Source organism: Serratia sp. Ae19-1 (assembly GCF_059801225.1).
On record NZ_JBCHWD010000005.1, the window covers coordinates 95364 to 114580 of the forward strand.

Genomic DNA, 19217 nt, shown 5'->3' on the forward strand with positions numbered 1-19217 from the left:
TTTTCGCCCGGAGAGTCAAGCGTTTATTTCGCTTTCTTCTCGCTGACCCGGCGGCTTGTCAGTCGTTGTTCCCGGTCAGTGGAGGCGCATTATAGGGAGTTCTCGGCGGGCCGCAACCCCTAATTGCAAAAAACTTTTCAAGCGTTCAAATAATCACCAAAAACGCCTTTTTAGGATGTTTATTAGTCAAAAAATACCGGTTTTAGCGCAGTAATAGCGGCAAACGCTGCAAACAGGAGCAAACGAAGATAAAGAAAAGGGAGCGGTCGCCCGCTCCCTTTTATCTTTATTACGCTTAATCGCCGTTATTGGCGTGCGACGATATGGTCGTTTTCCACATCCAGCGTCACCAGCTTGCCGGGGATCAGCTTGCCGGACAGGATTTGCTGCGCCAACGGGTTCTCGATCTCCTGCTGAATAGCGCGTTTCAACGGACGCGCGCCATAGACAGGGTCGTAACCGGTTTTGCTCAACAGCGCCAGAGCAGGCTCGGTCATAGTCACTTCGTAACCGCGCTCTTCCAAACGCTTGTACAGACGCGACAGCTGAATCTTGGCGATCGCAGCAATATGTTTCTCGCCCAGCGGATGGAACACCACCACTTCATCGATACGGTTGATAAATTCCGGACGGAAGTGGTGACTCACCATCTCCATCACCGACTCTTTCATCTGCGCGTAGTTCATCTGACCGAAATGCTCCTGGATCAGATCCGAACCCAAGTTGGACGTCATGATCACCACGGTATTGCGGAAATCGACGGTGCGGCCTTGACCATCGGTCAGGCGGCCGTCATCCAACACCTGCAGCAGGATGTTGAACACGTCCGGGTGCGCTTTCTCGACTTCATCCAGCAGGATCACCGAATAAGGCCGACGGCGTACGGCCTCCGTCAGATAGCCACCCTCTTCATAACCGACATAGCCCGGAGGCGCGCCGACCAGACGAGAGACGGAGTGCTTCTCCATAAACTCGGACATATCGATACGCACCATGGCGTCGTCGCTGTCGAACAAGAACGAAGCCAACGCCTTGCAGAGCTCGGTTTTACCCACCCCGGTCGGGCCGAGGAACAGGAATGAACCGATCGGCCGGTTGGGATCGGACAACCCGGCGCGGCTGCGGCGAATCGCATTGGAAACCGCGCTGACCGCTTCGTCCTGGCCGATAACCCGCGAATGCAGCTCTTGCTCCAGGCGCAGCAGCTTGTCACGCTCCCCTTCCAGCATTCTGGCCACCGGGATCCCGGTGGCACGCGCCAGCACTTCGGCAATCTCCGCATCGGTCACCCGGTTGCGCAGCAGCTTCATGCTCTTGCCTTCGGCCTGCGTGGCGGCGGCGAGCTGTTTCTCCAGCTCAGGGATTTTGCCGTATTGCAGTTCCGACATCCGCCCCAGATCGCCGACGCGCCGCGCCTGCTCCAGAGTGATTTTGGCCTGTTCGAGTTCAGCCTTGATATTCTGGGTGCCGGAGAGCGACGCTTTTTCCGCTTTCCACTCTTCTTCCAGCTCCGAATACTCGCGCTCTTTCTGCCCCAGCTCATCGCTGAGCATTTCCAGGCGTTTCTTGCTGGCATCGTCAGACTCTTTATTCAGCGCCTGCTGTTCCAGCTTCAATTGAATGATGCGGCGCTCAAGCCTGTCGAGCGATTCCGGCTTGGAGTCCATCTGCATGCGAATGCTGGACGCCGCTTCGTCGATCAGGTCGATAGCCTTGTCCGGCAATTGACGATCGGCGATATAACGGTGCGAAAGCGTTGCCGCCGCCACGATGGCCGGGTCGGTGATCTGCACATGGTGGTGCAGTTCGTAACGCTCTTTCAGGCCGCGCAGGATAGCGATGGTGTCTTCCACGCTCGGCTCCGCTACATACACTTTCTGGAAACGACGTTCGAGCGCCGCATCCTTCTCTATATATTGGCGGTACTCATCCAGCGTGGTGGCACCGACGCAGTGCAGTTCGCCGCGCGCCAGCGCCGGCTTCAGCATGTTGCCCGCATCCATCGCGCCATCCGCCTTCCCGGCACCGACCATGGTGTGCAGTTCGTCGATAAACAGGATCACACTGCCTTCCTGCTTGGCCAAATCGTTGAGCACGCCTTTCAGGCGCTCCTCAAACTCGCCGCGGTATTTGGCGCCGGCGATCAAAGCGCCCATATCAAGGGACAATACGCGCTTGTGCTTCAGCCCTTCCGGCACTTCGCCGTTGATGATGCGTTGCGCCAGGCCTTCGACAATGGCGGTTTTACCCACGCCAGGTTCGCCGATCAACACCGGGTTGTTTTTGGTACGGCGCTGCAGCACCTGAATGGTGCGGCGGATCTCTTCGTCACGGCCGATCACCGGGTCAAGCTTGCCCTGCTCGGCGCGCTCGGTCAGGTCGATGGTATATTTCTTCAATGCTTGCCGTTGGTCTTCAGCACCTTGATCTTCCACGCTGTCACCGCCTCTCATTTGTTCAATGGCTTTGCTGATTTTGTCGGCCGTCGCACCAGCCGCTTTCAACAAGTCGGTCAGCGAGCCGCGGTCTTCCAGCACCGCAAGCACAAACAGCTCGGAAGAAATGAATTTGTCCGCACGCTTCTGCGCCAGCTTGTCGCACAGGTTCAAAACGCGCACCAGCTCGTGGGACGGTTGAACGTCGCCACCGGTGCCTTCTACCTGCGGTAAACGGGACAGCGCCTGTTCGATCTCGGTGCGCACGCGCCCGGCATCGATACCTGCGGAAGTTAATAATGGACGAACCGTGCCCCCTTCCTGATTGAGCAGGGCGCTCATCAGATGTAGCGGTTCAATAAACTGGTTGTCGTGCCCAAGGGCTAGTGACTGGGCATCGGCGAGGGCAAGCTGGAATTTGTTGGTAAGACGATCCAGACGCATAACACCTCCAAGATGGGTCGAAATTGCTACTGGAGATTAAATGAGGTCATCCCTCAAATTTTCAAGGTTATCTCGACGCTAAATTTTCGGTACAACGCCATGCGTCGTTGGATCGTCCTAATTCAATAGGTTATATCAGCCAGATTAAACTTGCCAGACGTCCGGTTATTCCGTCGCGTCGATAGGAGAAAAAATGACTCGTTTCGTTAACCGTACAGCGGTCGCCGCCATAGATGGCTTGCACGCCCGCTCGCAACAAACGTTGGCGAGCCAGCAAGTAGATATTAGCCAAAAACTTATCGCCGTGCGGCGTAAACGCCGCCGCGGCTTCGGCGTCTTCCGCCATGAAAGCGGCGCGCACCTCCGGCCCGACCTCAAACTGCTGTGGGCCGATCGCCGGCCCCAACCAGGCGCTGATCTGGCCCGGCGCGGCGTTGAACGCCGCTACGGTTTGCTCCAGCACGCCGTGGCATAACCCACGCCAACCGGCGTGAGCGGCGGCCACTTCGTCGCCGCGCTGCGAGCAGAATAGCACCGGCAGACAATCCGCCGTCATCACTGCGCACACCTGCCCCGGCACATTGCTGTACACCGCATCCGCCCGCAGATCGGCGGGCGCTTGCCCGGCCAACGTCACCACGCGAGTGCCGTGTACCTGCTCGAGCCACACCGGCATTTGCGGCAAACCGGCGGCGATAACCAGCCGTTCCCGATTGCGCTTCACCGCTTGCACCTCGTCGCCGACGTGGGCGCCGAGATTCAGCGAGTCATAAGGCGCCAGGCTGACGCCGCCACCGCGCGTGGTGCTGCAGGCCTTAACGCCGGGAGGTAACGGCCAGTCAGGCAGAATGAGCGAGTTCATTACCAGTCCATCTGATCTTTGAATTCTTCGGTGTCCGCCTTCAGCGCATTGATCAGATCGACCATGTCCTGCGGCAGCGGCGCATGCCACTCCATCTGGATGCCGCTGATCGGATGGTACAAACGCAGCATGGTGGCGTGCAACGCCTGGCGGTCAAAGCCGCGCAGCGTGTTGATGAAGGCTTCCGAAGCGCCCTTTGGCGGACGTGGACGGCCGCCGTACAGCGGATCGCCCACCAGCGGATGACTGATGTAGGCCATGTGCACGCGGATCTGGTGAGTACGGCCGGTTTCCAGGCGCAAACGCAGGCGGGTATGCGCACGGAAGTGCTCCATAATGCGATAATGCGTCACCGCCGGTTTACCCATCGGATGCACCGCCATGTGAGTGCGTTTGGTGGAGTGGCGCGCGATAGGCTCCTCTACCGTGCCGCCTGCCGTCATGGTGCCGATCGCCACCGCTTCGTATTCACGGGTGATTTCACGCGCCTGCAGCGCTTCCACCAGCCGAGTTTGCGCCGGTACGGTCTTCGCCACCACCATCAGGCCGGTGGTGTCTTTATCCAGACGGTGTACGATGCCGGCGCGCGGCACGTCGGCGATTTCCGGGTAGTGATGCAGCAGCGCATTGAGCACCGTGCCATCCGGGTTGCCGGCGCCAGGATGCACCACCAAATCGCGCGGCTTGTTGATCACCAGGATGTCGCTGTCTTCATAGACGATGTCCAGCGCGATGTCCTGCGGCTCCCAACGCGCTTCTTCTTCTATCTGTGCATCGATGGCGACTGCCTCTCCGCCCAGCACCTTCTCTTTCGGTTTGTTTGACGTTTTGCCATTGACCTTCACCCGATCGCCCAGGATCCACTCTTTTATGCGAGATCGTGAATAATCAGGGAACAATTCGGCCAAAGCCTGATCTAAACGTTGTCCGAGTTGAGATTCGGCCACCGTTGCGGTGAGTTGTACTTGTTGTGCCATATGCAGCTTCTTCGTTAACGTTGGGTTTTCACGGCGATGCCGTTTAATATAATGTGCTATTGTACCTGGTCTTTGTCGGGAGCTTAACGGACAGTCTCCCGGAATAACACCCTGAGGATAATCAAAACGTCATGACGCGTATGAAATATCTGGTGGCGGCAGCCACGTTGAGCCTGGCGCTGGCAGGTTGCTCCACATCCAAGGATGCGGTTCCCGACAACCCACCTTCGGAAATCTATGCTACCGCGCAGCAAAAACTGCAGGACGGTAACTTCAAGGGCGCGATTACGCAACTCGAAGCGTTAGACAACCGCTATCCTTTCGGGCCGTATTCCCAGCAGGTCCAGCTGGATTTGATTTACGCCTACTATAAGGCTGCCGACTTGCCGATGGCTCAAGCATCGATCGATCGCTTCATGCGCCTGAACCCGACGCACCCGAACATCGATTACGTGATGTACATGCGTGGCCTGACCGACATGGCGCTCGATGACAGCGCGCTGCAGGGCTTCTTCGGGGTTGACCGTTCGGACCGCGATCCTCAGCACGCTCGCGCTGCGTTCCGCGACTTCAGCCAGTTGATTCAGCAATATCCGAACAGCCAATACGCAACCGACGCCAACAAGCGTTTGGTGTATCTGAAAGACCGCTTGGCCAAGTATGAGCTTTCGGTGGCGGAATACTACACTAAACGCGGTGCTTACGTCGCGGTCGTTAATCGCGCCGAGCAGATGTTGCGTGAATTCCCGGATACCAAAGCGACGCACGACGTGTTGCCGCTGATGGAAAATGCCTACAAGCAGCTGCAGCTGAACGGCCAGGCTGACAAAGTGGCCAAAGTGATCGCCGCCAACCCGCAATAATCGCGCATCGGCAACGATAGAAAAACCAAACGGCAGCCCAGGCTGCCGTTTTCATTGGCGTCGACCGGGTTTTACTGGAAAAATACACAAGTAAAAACACGGTGTTAGCGAGCGCTATTCACCGGTCAACTCATCGATAATGCGCCATCCAGCGGCAACTCTCAAGCATTAGATAATCAATTCAGATGCTGAATCACAGATTGAACTAACTTTGCAAAAAGTGACAAAAAATCGTGATTCACATCACGCATTTAAACAAAAAGCGGGGTATGCTGGACTCACCAAGACGGAAAGACAGAGAGGTAAGTTATATGACATTGAACATTACCAGCAAACAAATGGATATCACTCCCGCCATCCGCAATCACGTCGAAGACCGTCTCACCAAACTGGAAAAATGGCAGACCCAGCTGATTAACCCGCATATCGTCTTATCCAAAGAGCCGCAAGGGTTTGTCGCCGACGCTACCATTACCACGCCTAACGGCCCGCTGGTCGCCAGCGCCAAACATGACGACATGTATACCGCCGTTAATGAGCTTATCGCCAAGCTGGAGCGCCAGTTGAACAAGGTGCAGCACAAAGGCGAAGCGCGCCGCTGCAATGCCAGCGTGAAAGACATCGTGCCGGAAGTCACGCAAGAGCAGGAATAACCGTCCGACTGCGATTGCCGCATCAAACGCGCCCGAGGGCGCGTTTTTTGTCGGGTATTTTTGTTGACGGGCTAAAGGCCAGCGGTTACTTTAAAACCTGTTCACAACAACCTTAGGTAGACCATGCCACGCACACCGTTTTTCTTCGCATTCTTTTTTACCTTCCCCTGACTGGGAGGCGTTTCGTCGTGTGAGAAAAAATGCGAAGACGAACAACAAGGCCTCCTGGAGACAGGGGGCTTTTTTTATGGCTGTTTTACAACGAATAAGAACAGAAGGCGGAAGCTGATTATGACTGACAACCCGTTATTGGTGCTGCGCGAGCGCATCAGCGCACTGGACTTGAAACTGCTGGCTCTGCTGGCGGAACGCCGTGAGCTGGCGATCGAAGTCGGCAAGACCAAGCTGCACTCTCACCGCCCGATCCGCGATAAAGAGCGCGAGCGCGATCTGCTGGATGCGCTGATCGCCGCCGCCAAGCCTTACGACCTGGATGGCTTCTACGTCACCCGTCTGTTTCAACTGATTATCGAAGATTCCGTCCTGACCCAACAGGCGCTGCTGCAGCACCAGCTCAACCCCGTCAGCCAACACTCCGCCCGCATCGCCTTCCTCGGCCCTAAAGGCTCTTATTCGCATCTGGCGGCGCGCCAATACGCCGCCCGTCATTTTGATCGGCTGATCGAATGCGGCTGCCAGAAGTTTCAGGATATCTTCGCCCAGGTGGAAACCGGCCAGGCGGACTATGCCATTCTGCCGATCGAGAACACCAGCTCCGGCTCGATTAACGAGGTGTACGATCTGCTGCAACATACCAGCCTGTCGATCGTCGGCGAGCTGACTAACCCGATCAACCACTGCGTTCTGATCGCCGGCGACAGCGATCTTAGCCAGATTGAAACCGTCTATAGCCACCCGCAGCCGTTCCAGCAGTGCAGCCAGTTCCTGAATCGCTTCCCGCACTGGAAAATTGAATATACCGAAAGCACCGCCGCCGCGATGGAGAAAGTCGCCAAGCTGAATTCACCGAAGGTGGCTGCGCTCGGTAGCGAAGCCGGCGGCGCGCTGTACGGGCTGCAAGTGTTGGAGCACAACCTCGCCAACCAGCAACAAAATATCACCCGTTTCATCGTCTTGGCGCGCAAAGCGATCGACGTCTCCGAACAGGTGCCGGCCAAAACCACGCTGATCATGGCGACCGGCCAGCAATCCGGCGCGCTGGTCGAAGCGCTGCTGGTACTGCGAGACAACGGCATTATCATGACCAAACTGGAGTCACGCCCGATCAACGGCAATCCGTGGGAAGAGATGTTTTATATCGATGTGCAGGCCAACCTGCGCGCCGACGCGATGCAAAAAGCACTGCGCGATCTGGCGCCGATCACCCGCTCACTGAAGGTGTTGGGTTGTTACCCGAGCGACACCGTGGTGCCGGTCAACCCGTCGTGAAACCATAAAAAAAGGGTTCGGCCAAGCCGAACCCTCCATATCTGCTGCCCGCGCGTTACTGCCGACTATCGTTAGCCTGCCGCAACAGCGTGCGGCTCTCCACCAGAAAGCGTTGGGCGTAATCGCCGAACCAGTGCTCTACCTTGCGGAAGCTGTCGATAAACGCCTGTTTATCACCGTGCTCCAACAGCTTTATCGCCTCGCCAAAACGCTGGTAATAGCGCTTGATCAGCGCCACGTTTTCTTCAGACGACATGATGATGTCGGCGTACAGCTGCGGATCCTGCGCAAACAGGCGGCCAACCATCGCCAGCTCCAGCCGGTAGATTGGCGATGAGAGCGCCAGCAATTGCTCCAGCTGCACGTTCTCTTCCGCCAGGTGCAAGCCGTAGGCGAAGGTGGCGAAGTGCCGCAGCGCCTGGATAAACGCCATATTCTGATCGTGCTCGACTGCGCTGATGCGATGCAGCCGCGCGCCCCACACCTGCAGCTGTTCAAGCAGCCACTGGTAGGCCTCCGGCTGGCGGCCGTCGCAGTAAACCACCACCTGCTTGGCCACGCTGCCCACGTCCGGGCCGAACATCGGGTGCAAGCCGACCACCGGGCCGCTGTGCACCGCCAACATCGCATGCAACGGGCGATTTTTCACCGAGGCCAGATCCACCAGAATGCAGTCGGCGGGCAGCGGCGGCAGGCGGCTTATCACCTGCTCGGTCACGTGAATCGGCACGCTGACAATCACCATGCCGGCATCCGCCAACAGCTGTTCCGCCTGCGGCCAATCTTCCTGATCCAACACCCTGACCTGATAACCCGACAGCGTCAGCAGGCGGTTGAACAACCGGCCCATCTGGCCATTACCACCGATGATGACGATCGGCCGCAGCTGCGGGCACAGGGTTTTAAAGCCTTTATCATTCTCGCTGACGTAGGATTCGCGCATCACGCGGCGCAAAACGTCCTCGATCAAATCCGGCGGCACGCCGAGGTTTTCCGCCTCTTGGCGCCGCGAGGCCAGCATCGCCGCCTCGCGCTCCGGCACATAGACCGGCAGACCGTGACGGCTTTTCACCTCCCCCACTTCCGCTACCAGATGCAGGCGCTTCGCCAGCAGATCCAGCAGCGCTTTATCCACCTCGTCGATTTGATCGCGCAGCGCGGTCAGTTCTGCCACCATAACTTACTTTTCTCCCGTGCGTGCCGTCAGCGCAGCGCCGAGTTCCTGATGCATGTGGCGCAGCAGCGTTTCCGTGCTTTCCCAGTCGATGCAGGCGTCGGTGACGGACACACCGTAACGCATGTCTGCACGCGGCTGTTCGGAAGACTGATTGCCTTCATGCAGATGGCTCTCCAGCATAATGCCGGTGATCGAGCGATTGCCCGCTTTGATCTGCTCCACCACGGACTCGGCAACCGCCGGCTGACGGCGATAGTCTTTATTCGAGTTGCCATGGCTGCAATCTATCATCAAGGACGGGTGGAGTCCCGCCTCGAGCATCTGTTTTTCACAGGCCGCAACGTGCTCGGCGCTGTAGTTCGGGGTCTTGCCGCCACGCAGGATAACGTGCCCGTCCGGGTTGCCCTGAGTCTGCAACAGGCAAACCTGCCCCGCCTGGTTGATGCCGACAAAGCGGTGCGGCATGGCGGCGGCGCGCATGGCGTTGATGGCGGTGCCCAGACTGCCGTCGGTGCCGTTTTTAAATCCGACAGGCATCGACAGGCCGGAGGCCATTTCGCGGTGCGTCTGCGATTCGGTGGTGCGCGCACCGATTGCCGACCAGCTGAACAAGTCCCCCAGGTACTGCGGGCTGTTCGGATCCAACGCTTCGGTAGCCAACGGCAAGCCCATGCCCACCAGATCCAGCAACAGGCGACGCGCGATATGCAAGCCTGCTTCAACGTCAAACGAGCCGTCCATGTACGGATCGTTGATCAAACCTTTCCAGCCGACAGTGGTTCTGGGTTTTTCAAAATAGACGCGCATAACGATATACAGCTGATCGCTCAAGTCAGCCGCCAGGGTTTTCAAACGACGGGCGTAGTCCAGCGCCGCATCCGGATCGTGGATCGAACAAGGCCCGCACACCACCAACAGGCGATGGTCGCGCCCCTGTAAAATGTTGGCGATGGTGTTGCGCGCGGCGGCGATTTCATTTTCGTCGCTGGCGCTGAGCGGGAACTGGTTTTTCAGCTCCTCTGGCGTGATGAGAACCTGTTCTGCACTGATATGTACGTTATTGAGCGCGTCTTTTTGCATGATGCAATTCCTGTCGTTTGGCGTTATGCGTTGAAATGGAACATTGAGCGTTTCAAGGCTCTACCCTATCACGATATGTAAAGTTTTCAATCCATTTTCCGTAAATAAAAAATTACCGTGATATTTTTCATTGAAACCGCTTTGTATTAGCATCACAAAATCAAACAAAAATACAATAAATACAAATAACTAAGCTAAAACCCAATCCATATTCACACTGTTACACACCTTTCTGACAAAGGCCGCGAGATGTAAACATAAATTCACACTCGAATTTACAGAGAGGAGCCCAATCCGATTAGACGCCGGAAAATAGGCAGAGGAGGCTCTCCGCCAGGCCCAGCACGAAATACCGCCGAAAGCGATGAATTTATGTAGAAGAAAAGCGAATAAATGAGGAATAAAAATTAAAAACTTAAGCTAATGGCGGCTATTTTTGTCGCCGAAATGAACCGATATAATGTGACCGTCATCAACAATAACCACCCTTAACAACTGGATCCAAGATGCTCTCTTCTCGCGCTCGTCGCGCTTTTCCGCTGTATATTTGCTGCTTAACGACTTTCACCAGTGTTTCAGCCCTTGCCGACAATACGCTTTTCACCGCGATGGACGATCCGGCCACCGCCAAGAAACCGTTCGAAGGCAACGTGCAGGCGGGCTATAACGCCCAGTCCGGCAATTCGCAGAGCTCCACCCTGTTGGCCAATACCAACATGACCTGGTTTAACACCGATGCGGCGTACAGCCTGTGGGGTGCGGCCAACAACACCACCTCCTCCAACGTGCGCTCGTCCGAGAAATACCAGGCCGGCGGCCGTACGCGCTATAACCTGACCGATCGCAACTACCTGTTCGGCCAGGCCAGTTGGCTGAGCGACCGTTTCAATGGTTACGACTCGCGTTCCACGCTGACCGGCGGCTACGGCCGTCAAATCCTCAATGGGCCTCTCAGCGACCTGCGGGTGGAATTCGGCCCCGGCGTGCGCCATGACGAATACCACGGCGGCGGCCGTTCAACCAAAGGCCTGGCTTACGGCGCGGCCAACTATTCCTACCAGCTGACCGACAACACCAAGTTCATTCAGGGCGTCTCCGCACTGGCGAACGAAGAAACTACGCTGAACTCGGAAAGCGCGCTGAACGTGGCGATCAACGATCGTTTCTCACTGCGCGTGGCCTACACCGTGACCTACAACAGCAAACCGCCGGCCTCGGCGCCGAAGAACACCGACACCACTACCTCGGTCACGCTGGTTTACGGCCTGTAATCTCCCCGTCCCCCTTTCACGAAGCCCATCATCGATGGGCTTTTTTTATGCCTGTCGTCACCCTTTGCACAATTTGCTAAAAATATTCACCCCACCCATTGACGACTTTAGCAAATAGCTTAATACTGTATGCATATACAGTGATTATTATACAGGCCAGGAGCATGACGGATATCGATAGCGAGCAGTCAACAAAGCATCGATACCTCCTGTCCCAAGGTTCTGTACACAAAGCGAGCATCAGCTATGGAGAAAATTACCTCATTCATCACCTATACCATGGCGCTGTTTCTCGCCTGGCTGGGCAAACTGTCACCGCAGGACATTGCCTTTTTAGTTGGTGCCGCGGTAGGAATCGGCACTTTTCTGGTGAATTGGTACTACCGCCGTAAAAGCCTGCAGATCTTGAAGGCCATTGAACGCAATGCGGCATTACGGAGGAAAATTTACGATGAGTGCAATCGTTAAACGCTGCAGCGTCGCCGCCGTTTTGGCCATCGCCGTGCTGTTGCCCTCTTTCGGCGAACTGCAAACCTCAGAGGCAGGCCTCAGGCTGATCGCCGATCTCGAAGGTTGCCGCCTGTCGCCTTACCAGTGCAGCGCCGGAGTATGGACGCGGGGTATTGGACACACCGCCGGCGTCATCCCAGCTGAGGCGATCGATGAACGGAAAGCCGCTGTGGACTTGGTGGACGATGTTCGCCGTACCGAGCGCGGCATGGCCACCTGCCTACCGCAAACGCTCTCACAAGAAACCTATGACGCGGTGATTGCCTTCGCCTTCAACGTCGGCATCAGCGCCGCCTGCCACTCCACGCTGGTCGCGCTGCTGCAACAAAGCCAGTGGCGGCAGGCCTGCGATCAGTTGCCGCGCTGGGTTTACGTAAATGGAAAGAAAAACAAGGGGCTGGAACAGCGACGCGCCAAGGAACGCGCACTGTGTTTGCAAGGCATGGCCTCGACATGACGGGCTCGCACACCGAAGTGGTGATGCCACAACAATTTCACTTAATTTGTTCAAGGGGGTTCTTATGATGCACTGTCCACTATGCGGTCACGTGGCCCACACTCGCTCCAGCCGTTATCTGAGCGAGTCGACCAAAGAGCGTTACCATCAATGTCGCAACATCAACTGCAGCTGCACGTTCGCCACGCACGAGTCCGTTGCACGGGTGATCGTTAAACCTGGCGATGATATTGTCCCGGCGCAGCCGCACCCGCAGGAGAATCAGCATAAACAAAGCGCCGCCGCGCTGTAGGGTAAAAGGCCTGCTGATGCAGGCTTTTTCATGTCGGTACTACGCAGACGGACTCTCGCAAATACAGCGCGATAGAATTTTCGGATAAAAAAAGGGGTTGGCATAGGCCAACCCCTGATAACTATTAACTTTTGGATGCAGCGTTAGTTAACGCGGTTCAGACGCTCTTTGATACGAGCAGACTTACCAGTACGTTCACGCAGGTAGTACAGTTTAGCTTTACGAACGGCACCACGACGTTTAACAGTAATGCTGTCGATTACTGGGGAGTGAGTCTGGAATACGCGCTCAACACCTTCGCCGTTGGAAATCTTACGAACAGTGAATGCAGAGTGCAGACCGCGGTTACGGATAGCGATAACCACGCCCTCGAATGCCTGCAGACGTTTTTTGCTACCTTCAACGACCCATACCTTCACTTCCACGGAATCACCCGGACGGAATGCAGGTACGTCTTGTTTCATCTGCTCTTGTTCAAGTTGCTTAATAATGTTGCTCATAATATGTCTCTTACCCTAGGTAAACTGATATATCGGTCCCGTCTGATGTCAGACGTTTCCTTCATAGTCCTGTTGCCTGGCCTGATGTTCCCGTTGGAACTCAGCCAGCAACACCGCTTGCTCGTCAGTCAGAGCTAGGCTTTCTAGAAGTTCAGGTCTTCTAAGCCAGGTTCGGCCCAGCGACTGCTTTAAGCGCCAGCGACGTATCTCGGCATGGTTGCCCGACAGCAGAACCGGCGGTACTTCCATCCCTTCCAACACCTCTGGGCGGGTATAGTGCGGGCAGTCCAGCAATCCGTCGGCAAAGGAGTCTTCCTCCGCTGAGGCCTGATGGCCCAGCACACCCGGTATGAAACGGGCGACTGAATCAATCAGGGTCATCGCCGGCAGTTCCCCGCCGCTGAGAACGTAATCGCCGATTGACCATTCTTCGTCAATTTCGGTTTGGATTACGCGCTCATCTATCCCTTCGTAACGGCCGCACACCAGAATCATCTTCTGATTGGCCGCCAGTTCGCACACGCCGGTTTGATCCAGCTTGCGCCCCTGAGGTGACAGATAAATCACCTTTGCTCCCTCGCCTGCCGCTGCTTTCGCTGCATGAATGGCTTCCCGTAAAGGTTGCACCATCATCAGCATTCCCGGGCCGCCGCCGTATGGGCGATCGTCCACGGTACGATGCCGGTCGTAGGTGAAGTCGCGAGGACTCCAACACTGCACGCTCAGCAGGCCATTTTTTACTGCCCGGCCAGTCACCCCGTAATCGGTGATAGCGCGGAACATCTCAGGAAACAGGCTTACAATACCGATGAACACAAGCCAATCCCCTTACCGTTATTCCACTTGCTTCGACCGTATGATCCGGAGGTCAAAAACCAGGATCCCAATCTGCCTCAATCACGCGGGCAGTGAGATCGACTTTCTTGATAACCTGCCCATGAAGAAACGGAATCAACCGCTCCTTCATGCCGAACGCATCTTTCAGGTTCGCTTTCACAACCATCACATCGTTCGAGCCGGTTTCCATCATATCGATGACTTTACCCAGCTCGTAGCCGGCGGTGGTGACTACCTGGCAGCCCATCAGGTCTTTCCAGTAGTAATCGTCACCCTCCAGCGGAGGAAGTTGCTCAGAATCCACCATAATCTCGCGATTAGTCAGCAGATTCGCCGCGTCCCGATCGTCAATGCCTTTGACCTTGATGATCAGATCCTGACTGTGGCGCTTCCAGTCTTCCAACTCGATATGCTGCCACTGACCCGCCTGCTGGATAAACCACGGCTGATAGTCAAAAATGCTTTCGGCGTTCTCGGTGGATGAAAACACTCTGAGCCAACCACGAATGCCGTAAGCGGACCCCATTTTACCGAGTACAATCGGCTGCTTAGGCGCTACCGGTTTGAGTTGCTTGCTCATTGCCACCACCGCGACAGATTAAGCTGCTTTCTTAGCGTCTTTGATCAGCGCGTGAACGCGATCAGAAACGGTTGCACCCAGACCAACCCAGTGCTCGATGCGGTCCAGGTCCAGACGCAGTGCTTCAGCCTGACCGGAAGCGATCGGGTTGAAGAAGCCTACGCGCTCGATGAAACGACCATCACGAGCGTTGCGGCTGTCGGTCACTACTACTTGATAGAACGGACGCTTTTTAGCGCCGCCACGTGCCAAACGAATTGTTACCATAACATCCTCTTTAGTTAATAAAACAGCCGGGCCCCATTGAGGGACGGGGCCCGGTTGCAATATAAAAAGCCCGAAAATTTTACTCATTTTGGCGCAAAAAGCAATCTAAAGCGTCGATCGCAGGGGACAACTTTTGCAGCCTGTCAAATTTCGGGCGGTTTTCACCGCGAACGGCGAATGCTGAAAGCGCCCGCACTCGGCGTGCGGGGGCCCGTCAGCGGCCTGGGAAGCCCGGCGGCATCATGCCTTTCATGCCGCGCATCATCTTCGCCATACCGCCTTTCTTCATCTTCTTCATCATACGCTGCATTTCGTCGAACTGCTTCAGCAAGCGGTTGACGTCCTGCACCTGCATGCCGGCCCCCATCGCGATGCGGCGCTTGCGCGAGCCCTTGATGATTTCCGGTTTGGCGCGCTCTTTCAGCGTCATCGAGTTGATGATCGCCTCCATGCGCACCAGCACTTTGTCGTCCATCTGCGACTTGACGTTGTCCGGCAGCTGGCCCGCGCCCGGCAGCTTGCTCAACATGTTGGCCATGCCGCCCATGTTGCGCATCTGCTTGAGCTGCTCCAGGAAGTCGGTCAGATCGAAACCGTCGCCCTTCTTCAGCTTGTTGGCCAGCTTCTCCGCCTGCTCGCGGTCGACCTTGCTTTCGATATCTTCGATCAGCGACAGCACGTCGCCCATGCCCAGGATGCGCGATGCCACGCGATCCGGATAGAACGGTTCCAGCGCTTCGGTCTTCTCGCCCACGCCGAGGAACTTGATCGGCTTGCCGGTGATGTGGCGGATGGACAGCGCGGCACCACCGCGCGCGTCGCCGTCGACCTTGGTCAGCACCACGCCGGTCAGCGGCAGCGCTTCGTTAAACGCCTTGGCGGTATTGGCGGCATCCTGCCCGGTCATGGCGTCGACCACGAACAGGGTCTCCACCGGCTTGATCGCCGCGTGCACCTGTTTGATCTCGTCCATCATCGCTTCATCAACGTGCAAGCGGCCGGCGGTATCGACGATCAGCACGTCGTAGAACTTCAGCTTGGCCTGTTGCAGCGCGCGGTTGACGATGTCGATCGGTTTTTCTTTGACGTCAGACGGGAAGAAGTCGATGCCGACGCCTTCCGCCAGCGTTTCCAGCTGTTTGATCGCCGCCGGGCGATAAACGTCCGCGGAAACCACCAACACTTTCTTCTTCTGTTTTTCTTTCAGGAACTTGCCGAGCTTACCGACGCTGGTGGTTTTACCGGCGCCCTGCAGGCCCGCCATCAGCACCACCGCCGGCGGCTGTGCCGCCAGGTTCAGCTCGGTATTCACTTCGCCCATCGCGGCGATCAGCTCGCCTTTGACGATCTTGACGAATTCCTGCCCCGGCGTCAGGCTTTTGTTGACTTCATGGCCGACCGCGCTCTCTTTGACGCGGTTGATGAAGTCGCGCACCACCGGCAGCGCAACGTCCGCCTCCAGCAATGCCATGCGCACTTCACGCAGGGTTTCCTTGATATTCTCTTCGGTCAGCCGCCCGCGGCCGCTGATATTGCGCAACGTGCGCGACAATCGATCGGTTAAATTTTCAAACATCGTCTCATGCTCAACGTGTAATGACAGGCCGCTCCGGCGACACAATTGCGCCGATGATAACACGAAGCGCGCAGGATCTCTGCCTCAGCGTTGGAGATCGGTTGGAGTGAAACGCGCGCAACGTTATACTGACACTCCAATTAACCACGCCGAAGCAAAATTAAACGCTATGCCAGTTTTCTCCATTGTGGCTTTGATGGCCTACCTGCTCAGCCTTGGACTGATCATTCCCAGTTTGTTGCGGAAGAACAGCGCATACCGTCGGCTTGCCCTCGTCTCGGCGGTGGTGGCACTGATTTGCCACGCCATCGCACTGCAGCAGCGCATCTTTGACGTCAGCGCCGGGCAAAATCTCAGCCTGCTGAACATTGGCTCTATCGTCAGCCTGATCATCTGCTCGGTGATGACCTTCGTCGCCTCGCGCGATCGCGGCTGGTTCCTGCTGCCGATCGTCTACAGCTTCGCGATGATCAACCTGGCCTTCGCCAGCTTCATGCCCGGCGAGTTCATCACTCATCTGGAAGCCAGCCCGGAACTGATGGTGCATATCGGCCTGGCGTTGTTCTCTTACGCTACTCTGATCATCGCCGCGCTCTATGCCTTGCAGCTCGCCTGGCTCGACTACCTGTTGAAAAACAAGAAATTGACCTTCAGCGCCGACATGCCGCCGCTGATGAGCATCGAGCGCAAAATGTTCCATATCACCCAGATCGGCGTGGTGCTGCTGACGCTCACCCTCTGCACCGGCCTGCTGTACATGGATAATCTGTTCAGTAAAGAGAACGTGCATAAAGCCGTGCTGTCGATCATGGCCTGGTTCGTGTATATCGTGCTGTTGTGGGGTCACTACCATGAGGGCTGGCGCGGTCGCCGCGTCGTCTGGTTCAGCTTCGCCGGCGCCTTCCTGCTGACGCTCGCCTATTTCGGCAGCCGTCTGATTCAGCAGGTGATGGTGCGCTAAGCCAGCCCGGTTCAATTCTCCCTATATAAGGAATACTGCATTGGAGCATGTGTCGACGGGGACCCTCATCATTATCCTGGTGATCATGATCGTGGTCTCTGCTTACTTCTCCGCCTCCGAAACCGGCATGATGACGCTCAATCGTTATCGCCTGCGTCATCTGTCCAAACAGGGCAACCGCTCGGCGCGTCGGGTGGAGAAACTGCTGCAAAAACCGGATCGGCTGATCGGTCTGGTGCTGATCGGCAACAACCTGGTCAACATTCTCGCCTCGGCGCTGGCGACCATCGTCGGCATGCGGCTGTATGGCGATCTCGGCGTGGCGATCGCCACCGGTGTGCTGACCTTCGCCGTGTTGCTGTTCGCTGAAGTGCTGCCGAAAACCTTCGCCGCGCTTTACCCGGAACGCATCGCCTTCCCCAGCAGCGTCTTGCTGGCGCCGTTGCAAAAGGTGATGTTCCCGCTGGTCTGGCTGCTCAACGGCATCACCAGCCTGACCCTGCGTCTGTTCGGCATTCGCACCAATGTGCGCATCAGCGACGCCGTCAGCAAAGATGAGCTGCGCACCATCGTGCGCGAATCCCAGTCGCAGATCTCCCGTCGCAATCAGGACATGCTGATCTCGGTGCTGGATCTGGAAAAGGTGACGGTCAACGACATCATGGTGCCGCGCACCGAGATCGTCGGCATCGACGTCAACGACGATTGGAAGTCGATCATGCGTCAGCTGACCCACTCGCCGCACGGCCGCATCGTGCTGTATCGCAGCTCGCTGGACGATGCGATCGGCATGCTGCGCGTGCGCGAAGCCTACCGTCTGATGACCGAGAAAAAAGAGTTCAACAAAGAAAACCTGCTGCGCGCCGCCGATGAGATCTACTTCGTGCCGGAAGGCACGCCGCTCAACGTGCAGCTGGTGAAGTTCCAGCGCAACAAAGAGAAGGTCGGCATCGTAGTCGACGAGTACGGCGACATTCAGGGGCTGGTCACGGTGGAAGACATCCTCGAAGAGATCGTCGGCGACTTCACCACCTCGATGTCGCCGACGCTGGCGGAAGAAGTCACGCCGCAGAGCGACGGCTCGGTCTTGATCGACGGTACCGCCAACGTGCGCGAGCTGAACAAGGCCTTCAACTGGACTCTGCCGGCCAACGAGGCGCGCACCGTCAACGGCATGCTGCTGGAAGAGCTGGAAGAGATCCCCGAAACCGGCACTCGAGTGCGCATCGGCCATTACGATATCGACATTCTCGACGTACAGGGCAACATGATCAAACAGGTGCGGGTCACGCCAATCACCTCGCTGCAGGCCAGCGTCGGTCATCACTGACCGTCGGCCTGAACGTAAAAAAGACGCGAAATCGCGTCTTTTTTTATCTCTGCGGGCCACGTACGACTAGATATGCAGTTCCTGCAGCTTCTCTTTCGGCAGCGCCAGCTCGTCGTTGTGGTTCACCACCACATCGTTATCCAGAATGTGCTTGGCGATCTCCTGCGCTTCTTCCAGCGAGTGCATATGGTAAGTGCCGCATTGATACTCGTTCAGCTCAGGGATCTTGCGCTGATCGGTCACTTTCAGCACGTCGGCCATCGCCGCTTTCCAGGCATCGGCAACGCGCTGCTCTTCAGGCACGCCGATCAGGCTCATGTAGAAACCGGTGCGACAGCCCATCGGAGAGATGTCGATAATTTCCACGCCCTGGCCGTTCAGATGGTCACGCATAAAGCCGGCGAACAGGTGCTCCAGCGTGTGAATGCCGCGCTCGGGCATCACTTCCAGGTTCGGGCGGCAAAAGCGCAGGTCAAACACCGTGATAGTATCGCCATGAGGCGTTTTCATGGTTTTTGCAACGCGGACAGCCGGAGCTGCCATACGGGTATGATCGACGGTAAAGCTATCCAGCAATGGCATTTCGCTACCTCCTCGTAAAAGAGCATTTATTTCGAAACTTTTTTTCCTAACCGGGAAACCTTTTCCAACCCTGCGAGTCTGAGTATGTGAAAGACGCGCATTTGTTATCATCAT

Annotated in this window: 21 protein-coding genes and 1 other annotated feature; of the genes, 10 read left to right on the forward strand and 11 right to left on the reverse strand. The window is 56.7% G+C overall.

Annotated features, from left to right (window positions below; all coding sequences use genetic code 11):
* Positions 1-305: 305 nt before the first annotated feature.
* From clpB to rluD, 3 genes are all read right to left on the reverse strand, one after another.
* Complete coding sequence (gene clpB, locus AAIE04_RS15660) at positions 306-2879, reverse strand: ATP-dependent chaperone ClpB (protein ID WP_004932446.1); 2574 nt, start codon at positions 2877-2879, stop codon at positions 306-308.
* A 130-nt stretch (positions 2880-3009) separates the two neighbouring features.
* Positions 3010-3741, reverse strand: a complete 732-nt coding sequence (yfiH, locus tag AAIE04_RS15665; RefSeq protein ID WP_498057860.1) for a purine nucleoside phosphorylase YfiH — start codon at positions 3739-3741, stop codon at positions 3010-3012.
* On the reverse strand, positions 3741-4718 hold the full coding sequence (gene rluD, locus AAIE04_RS15670) for a 23S rRNA pseudouridine(1911/1915/1917) synthase RluD (RefSeq protein ID WP_025159659.1): 978 nt from the start codon (positions 4716-4718) through the stop codon (positions 3741-3743). Before rluD ends, yfiH begins: the two co-directional genes overlap by 1 nt.
* 131 nt (positions 4719-4849) lie before the next feature.
* On the opposite strand from rluD, the gene bamD reads away from it, so the two are divergent.
* The 4 genes from bamD (at position 4850) to pheA (ending at position 7683) form a co-directional block, all read left to right on the forward strand.
* On the forward strand, positions 4850-5581 hold the full coding sequence (gene bamD, locus AAIE04_RS15675; protein WP_004932456.1) for an outer membrane protein assembly factor BamD: 732 nt from the start codon (positions 4850-4852) through the stop codon (positions 5579-5581).
* A 311-nt stretch (positions 5582-5892) separates the two neighbouring features.
* Positions 5893-6234: a ribosome-associated translation inhibitor RaiA gene (gene raiA, locus AAIE04_RS15680; RefSeq protein ID WP_004932457.1), complete on the forward strand. Its 342-nt coding sequence runs from the start codon at positions 5893-5895 to the stop codon at positions 6232-6234.
* A gap of 122 nt (positions 6235-6356) precedes the next feature.
* Positions 6357-6483 (forward strand) — a sequence feature (Phe leader region).
* The gene (locus AAIE04_RS15685) at positions 6358-6405 is read left to right on the forward strand and encodes a hypothetical protein (RefSeq protein ID WP_101428074.1); all 48 of its coding nucleotides are present in this window, start codon (positions 6358-6360) and stop codon (positions 6403-6405) included. Its footprint overlaps the feature before it by 48 nt.
* Before the next feature lie 42 nt (positions 6484-6525).
* Positions 6526-7683: a bifunctional chorismate mutase/prephenate dehydratase gene (gene pheA / locus AAIE04_RS15690; protein WP_042783716.1), complete on the forward strand. Its 1158-nt coding sequence runs from the start codon at positions 6526-6528 to the stop codon at positions 7681-7683.
* Between the two features lie 55 nt (positions 7684-7738).
* On the opposite strand, the gene tyrA is transcribed toward pheA, so the two are convergent.
* Together tyrA and AAIE04_RS15700 are read right to left on the reverse strand one after the other, a co-directional pair.
* Positions 7739-8860 carry a bifunctional chorismate mutase/prephenate dehydrogenase gene (gene tyrA / locus AAIE04_RS15695; RefSeq protein ID WP_198635863.1) on the reverse strand — a complete coding sequence of 374 codons (1122 nt, stop codon included), beginning with the start codon at positions 8858-8860 and terminating at the stop codon, positions 7739-7741.
* A 3-nt stretch (positions 8861-8863) separates the two neighbouring features.
* Positions 8864-9940, reverse strand: coding sequence for a 3-deoxy-7-phosphoheptulonate synthase (locus tag AAIE04_RS15700; RefSeq protein ID WP_019455140.1), 1077 nt, complete (start codon positions 9938-9940; stop codon positions 8864-8866).
* A gap of 506 nt (positions 9941-10446) precedes the next feature.
* Between AAIE04_RS15700 and AAIE04_RS15705 the strand changes: the two genes are divergently transcribed.
* From AAIE04_RS15705 to AAIE04_RS15720, 4 genes are all read left to right on the forward strand, one after another.
* Positions 10447-11211, forward strand: coding sequence for a DUF481 domain-containing protein (locus tag AAIE04_RS15705; protein WP_025159658.1), 765 nt, complete (start codon positions 10447-10449; stop codon positions 11209-11211).
* A 246-nt stretch (positions 11212-11457) separates the two neighbouring features.
* Positions 11458-11679 carry an HP1 family phage holin gene (locus tag AAIE04_RS15710; protein ID WP_154747083.1) on the forward strand — a complete coding sequence of 74 codons (222 nt, stop codon included), beginning with the start codon at positions 11458-11460 and terminating at the stop codon, positions 11677-11679.
* Positions 11663-12178, forward strand: a complete 516-nt coding sequence (locus AAIE04_RS15715; protein WP_019455137.1) for a lysozyme — start codon at positions 11663-11665, stop codon at positions 12176-12178. The genes AAIE04_RS15710 and AAIE04_RS15715 overlap by 17 nt, the downstream gene beginning before the upstream one ends.
* A gap of 64 nt (positions 12179-12242) precedes the next feature.
* Positions 12243-12470, forward strand: a complete 228-nt coding sequence (locus tag AAIE04_RS15720; protein WP_498577309.1) for an ogr/Delta-like zinc finger family protein — start codon at positions 12243-12245, stop codon at positions 12468-12470.
* A 143-nt stretch (positions 12471-12613) separates the two neighbouring features.
* Here the strand turns inward: AAIE04_RS15720 and rplS are convergent, their stop codons facing one another.
* The 5 genes from rplS to ffh all read right to left on the reverse strand — a co-directional run bounded on the left by rplS (position 12614) and on the right by ffh (position 16230).
* Complete coding sequence (gene rplS, locus AAIE04_RS15725) at positions 12614-12970, reverse strand: 50S ribosomal protein L19 (protein ID WP_019455136.1); 357 nt, start codon at positions 12968-12970, stop codon at positions 12614-12616.
* Between the two features lie 48 nt (positions 12971-13018).
* Entirely contained in the window at positions 13019-13786 is a 768-nt protein-coding gene (gene trmD, locus AAIE04_RS15730; protein ID WP_004932485.1) for a tRNA (guanosine(37)-N1)-methyltransferase TrmD, read from the reverse strand.
* A gap of 52 nt (positions 13787-13838) precedes the next feature.
* Positions 13839-14387: a ribosome maturation factor RimM gene (gene rimM, locus AAIE04_RS15735; protein WP_019455135.1), complete on the reverse strand. Its 549-nt coding sequence runs from the start codon at positions 14385-14387 to the stop codon at positions 13839-13841.
* Positions 14388-14405: 18 nt separating this feature from the next.
* Complete coding sequence (gene rpsP / locus AAIE04_RS15740) at positions 14406-14654, reverse strand: 30S ribosomal protein S16 (protein WP_004932501.1); 249 nt, start codon at positions 14652-14654, stop codon at positions 14406-14408.
* 214 nt (positions 14655-14868) lie between these two features.
* A complete protein-coding gene (ffh, locus tag AAIE04_RS15745) occupies positions 14869-16230 on the reverse strand; it encodes a signal recognition particle protein (RefSeq protein ID WP_004932504.1) in 1362 nt (453 codons plus the stop codon).
* Between the two features lie 169 nt (positions 16231-16399).
* Here ffh and AAIE04_RS15750 point away from each other — a divergent pair, with 169 nt between their 5' ends.
* Positions 16400-17191: a cytochrome C assembly family protein gene (locus AAIE04_RS15750; protein ID WP_004932506.1), complete on the forward strand. Its 792-nt coding sequence runs from the start codon at positions 16400-16402 to the stop codon at positions 17189-17191.
* Between the two features lie 40 nt (positions 17192-17231).
* On the forward strand, positions 17232-18521 hold the full coding sequence (locus tag AAIE04_RS15755) for an HlyC/CorC family transporter (protein WP_019455134.1): 1290 nt from the start codon (positions 17232-17234) through the stop codon (positions 18519-18521).
* Between the two features lie 66 nt (positions 18522-18587).
* Here the strand turns inward: AAIE04_RS15755 and luxS are convergent, their stop codons facing one another.
* Positions 18588-19103: an S-ribosylhomocysteine lyase gene (luxS, locus tag AAIE04_RS15760; protein ID WP_019455133.1), complete on the reverse strand. Its 516-nt coding sequence runs from the start codon at positions 19101-19103 to the stop codon at positions 18588-18590.
* Positions 19104-19217 lie beyond the last annotated feature (114 nt).

What these genes read in the sequence shown, in the direction of transcription:
- clpB (WP_004932446.1), bottom strand. Translation starts at nt 2,879, where the DNA reads ATGCGTCTGGATCGTCTTACCAACAAATTCCAGCTTGCCCTCGCCGAT.
- yfiH (WP_498057860.1), bottom strand. Translation starts at nt 3,741, where the DNA reads ATGAACTCGCTCATTCTGCCTGACTGGCCGTTACCTCCCGGCGTTAAG.
- rluD (WP_025159659.1), bottom strand. Translation starts at nt 4,718, where the DNA reads ATGGCACAACAAGTACAACTCACCGCAACGGTGGCCGAATCTCAACTC.
- bamD (WP_004932456.1), top strand. Translation starts at nt 4,850, where the DNA reads ATGACGCGTATGAAATATCTGGTGGCGGCAGCCACGTTGAGCCTGGCG.
- raiA (WP_004932457.1), top strand. Translation starts at nt 5,893, where the DNA reads ATGACATTGAACATTACCAGCAAACAAATGGATATCACTCCCGCCATC.
- pheA (WP_042783716.1), top strand. Translation starts at nt 6,526, where the DNA reads ATGACTGACAACCCGTTATTGGTGCTGCGCGAGCGCATCAGCGCACTG.
- tyrA (WP_198635863.1), bottom strand. Translation starts at nt 8,860, where the DNA reads ATGGTGGCAGAACTGACCGCGCTGCGCGATCAAATCGACGAGGTGGAT.
- AAIE04_RS15700 (WP_019455140.1), bottom strand. Translation starts at nt 9,940, where the DNA reads ATGCAAAAAGACGCGCTCAATAACGTACATATCAGTGCAGAACAGGTT.
- AAIE04_RS15705 (WP_025159658.1), top strand. Translation starts at nt 10,447, where the DNA reads ATGCTCTCTTCTCGCGCTCGTCGCGCTTTTCCGCTGTATATTTGCTGC.
- AAIE04_RS15710 (WP_154747083.1), top strand. Translation starts at nt 11,458, where the DNA reads ATGGAGAAAATTACCTCATTCATCACCTATACCATGGCGCTGTTTCTC.
- AAIE04_RS15715 (WP_019455137.1), top strand. Translation starts at nt 11,663, where the DNA reads ATGAGTGCAATCGTTAAACGCTGCAGCGTCGCCGCCGTTTTGGCCATC.
- AAIE04_RS15720 (WP_498577309.1), top strand. Translation starts at nt 12,243, where the DNA reads ATGATGCACTGTCCACTATGCGGTCACGTGGCCCACACTCGCTCCAGC.
- rplS (WP_019455136.1), bottom strand. Translation starts at nt 12,970, where the DNA reads ATGAGCAACATTATTAAGCAACTTGAACAAGAGCAGATGAAACAAGAC.
- rimM (WP_019455135.1), bottom strand. Translation starts at nt 14,387, where the DNA reads ATGAGCAAGCAACTCAAACCGGTAGCGCCTAAGCAGCCGATTGTACTC.
- rpsP (WP_004932501.1), bottom strand. Translation starts at nt 14,654, where the DNA reads ATGGTAACAATTCGTTTGGCACGTGGCGGCGCTAAAAAGCGTCCGTTC.
- ffh (WP_004932504.1), bottom strand. Translation starts at nt 16,230, where the DNA reads ATGTTTGAAAATTTAACCGATCGATTGTCGCGCACGTTGCGCAATATC.
- AAIE04_RS15750 (WP_004932506.1), top strand. Translation starts at nt 16,400, where the DNA reads ATGCCAGTTTTCTCCATTGTGGCTTTGATGGCCTACCTGCTCAGCCTT.
- luxS (WP_019455133.1), bottom strand. Translation starts at nt 19,103, where the DNA reads ATGCCATTGCTGGATAGCTTTACCGTCGATCATACCCGTATGGCAGCT.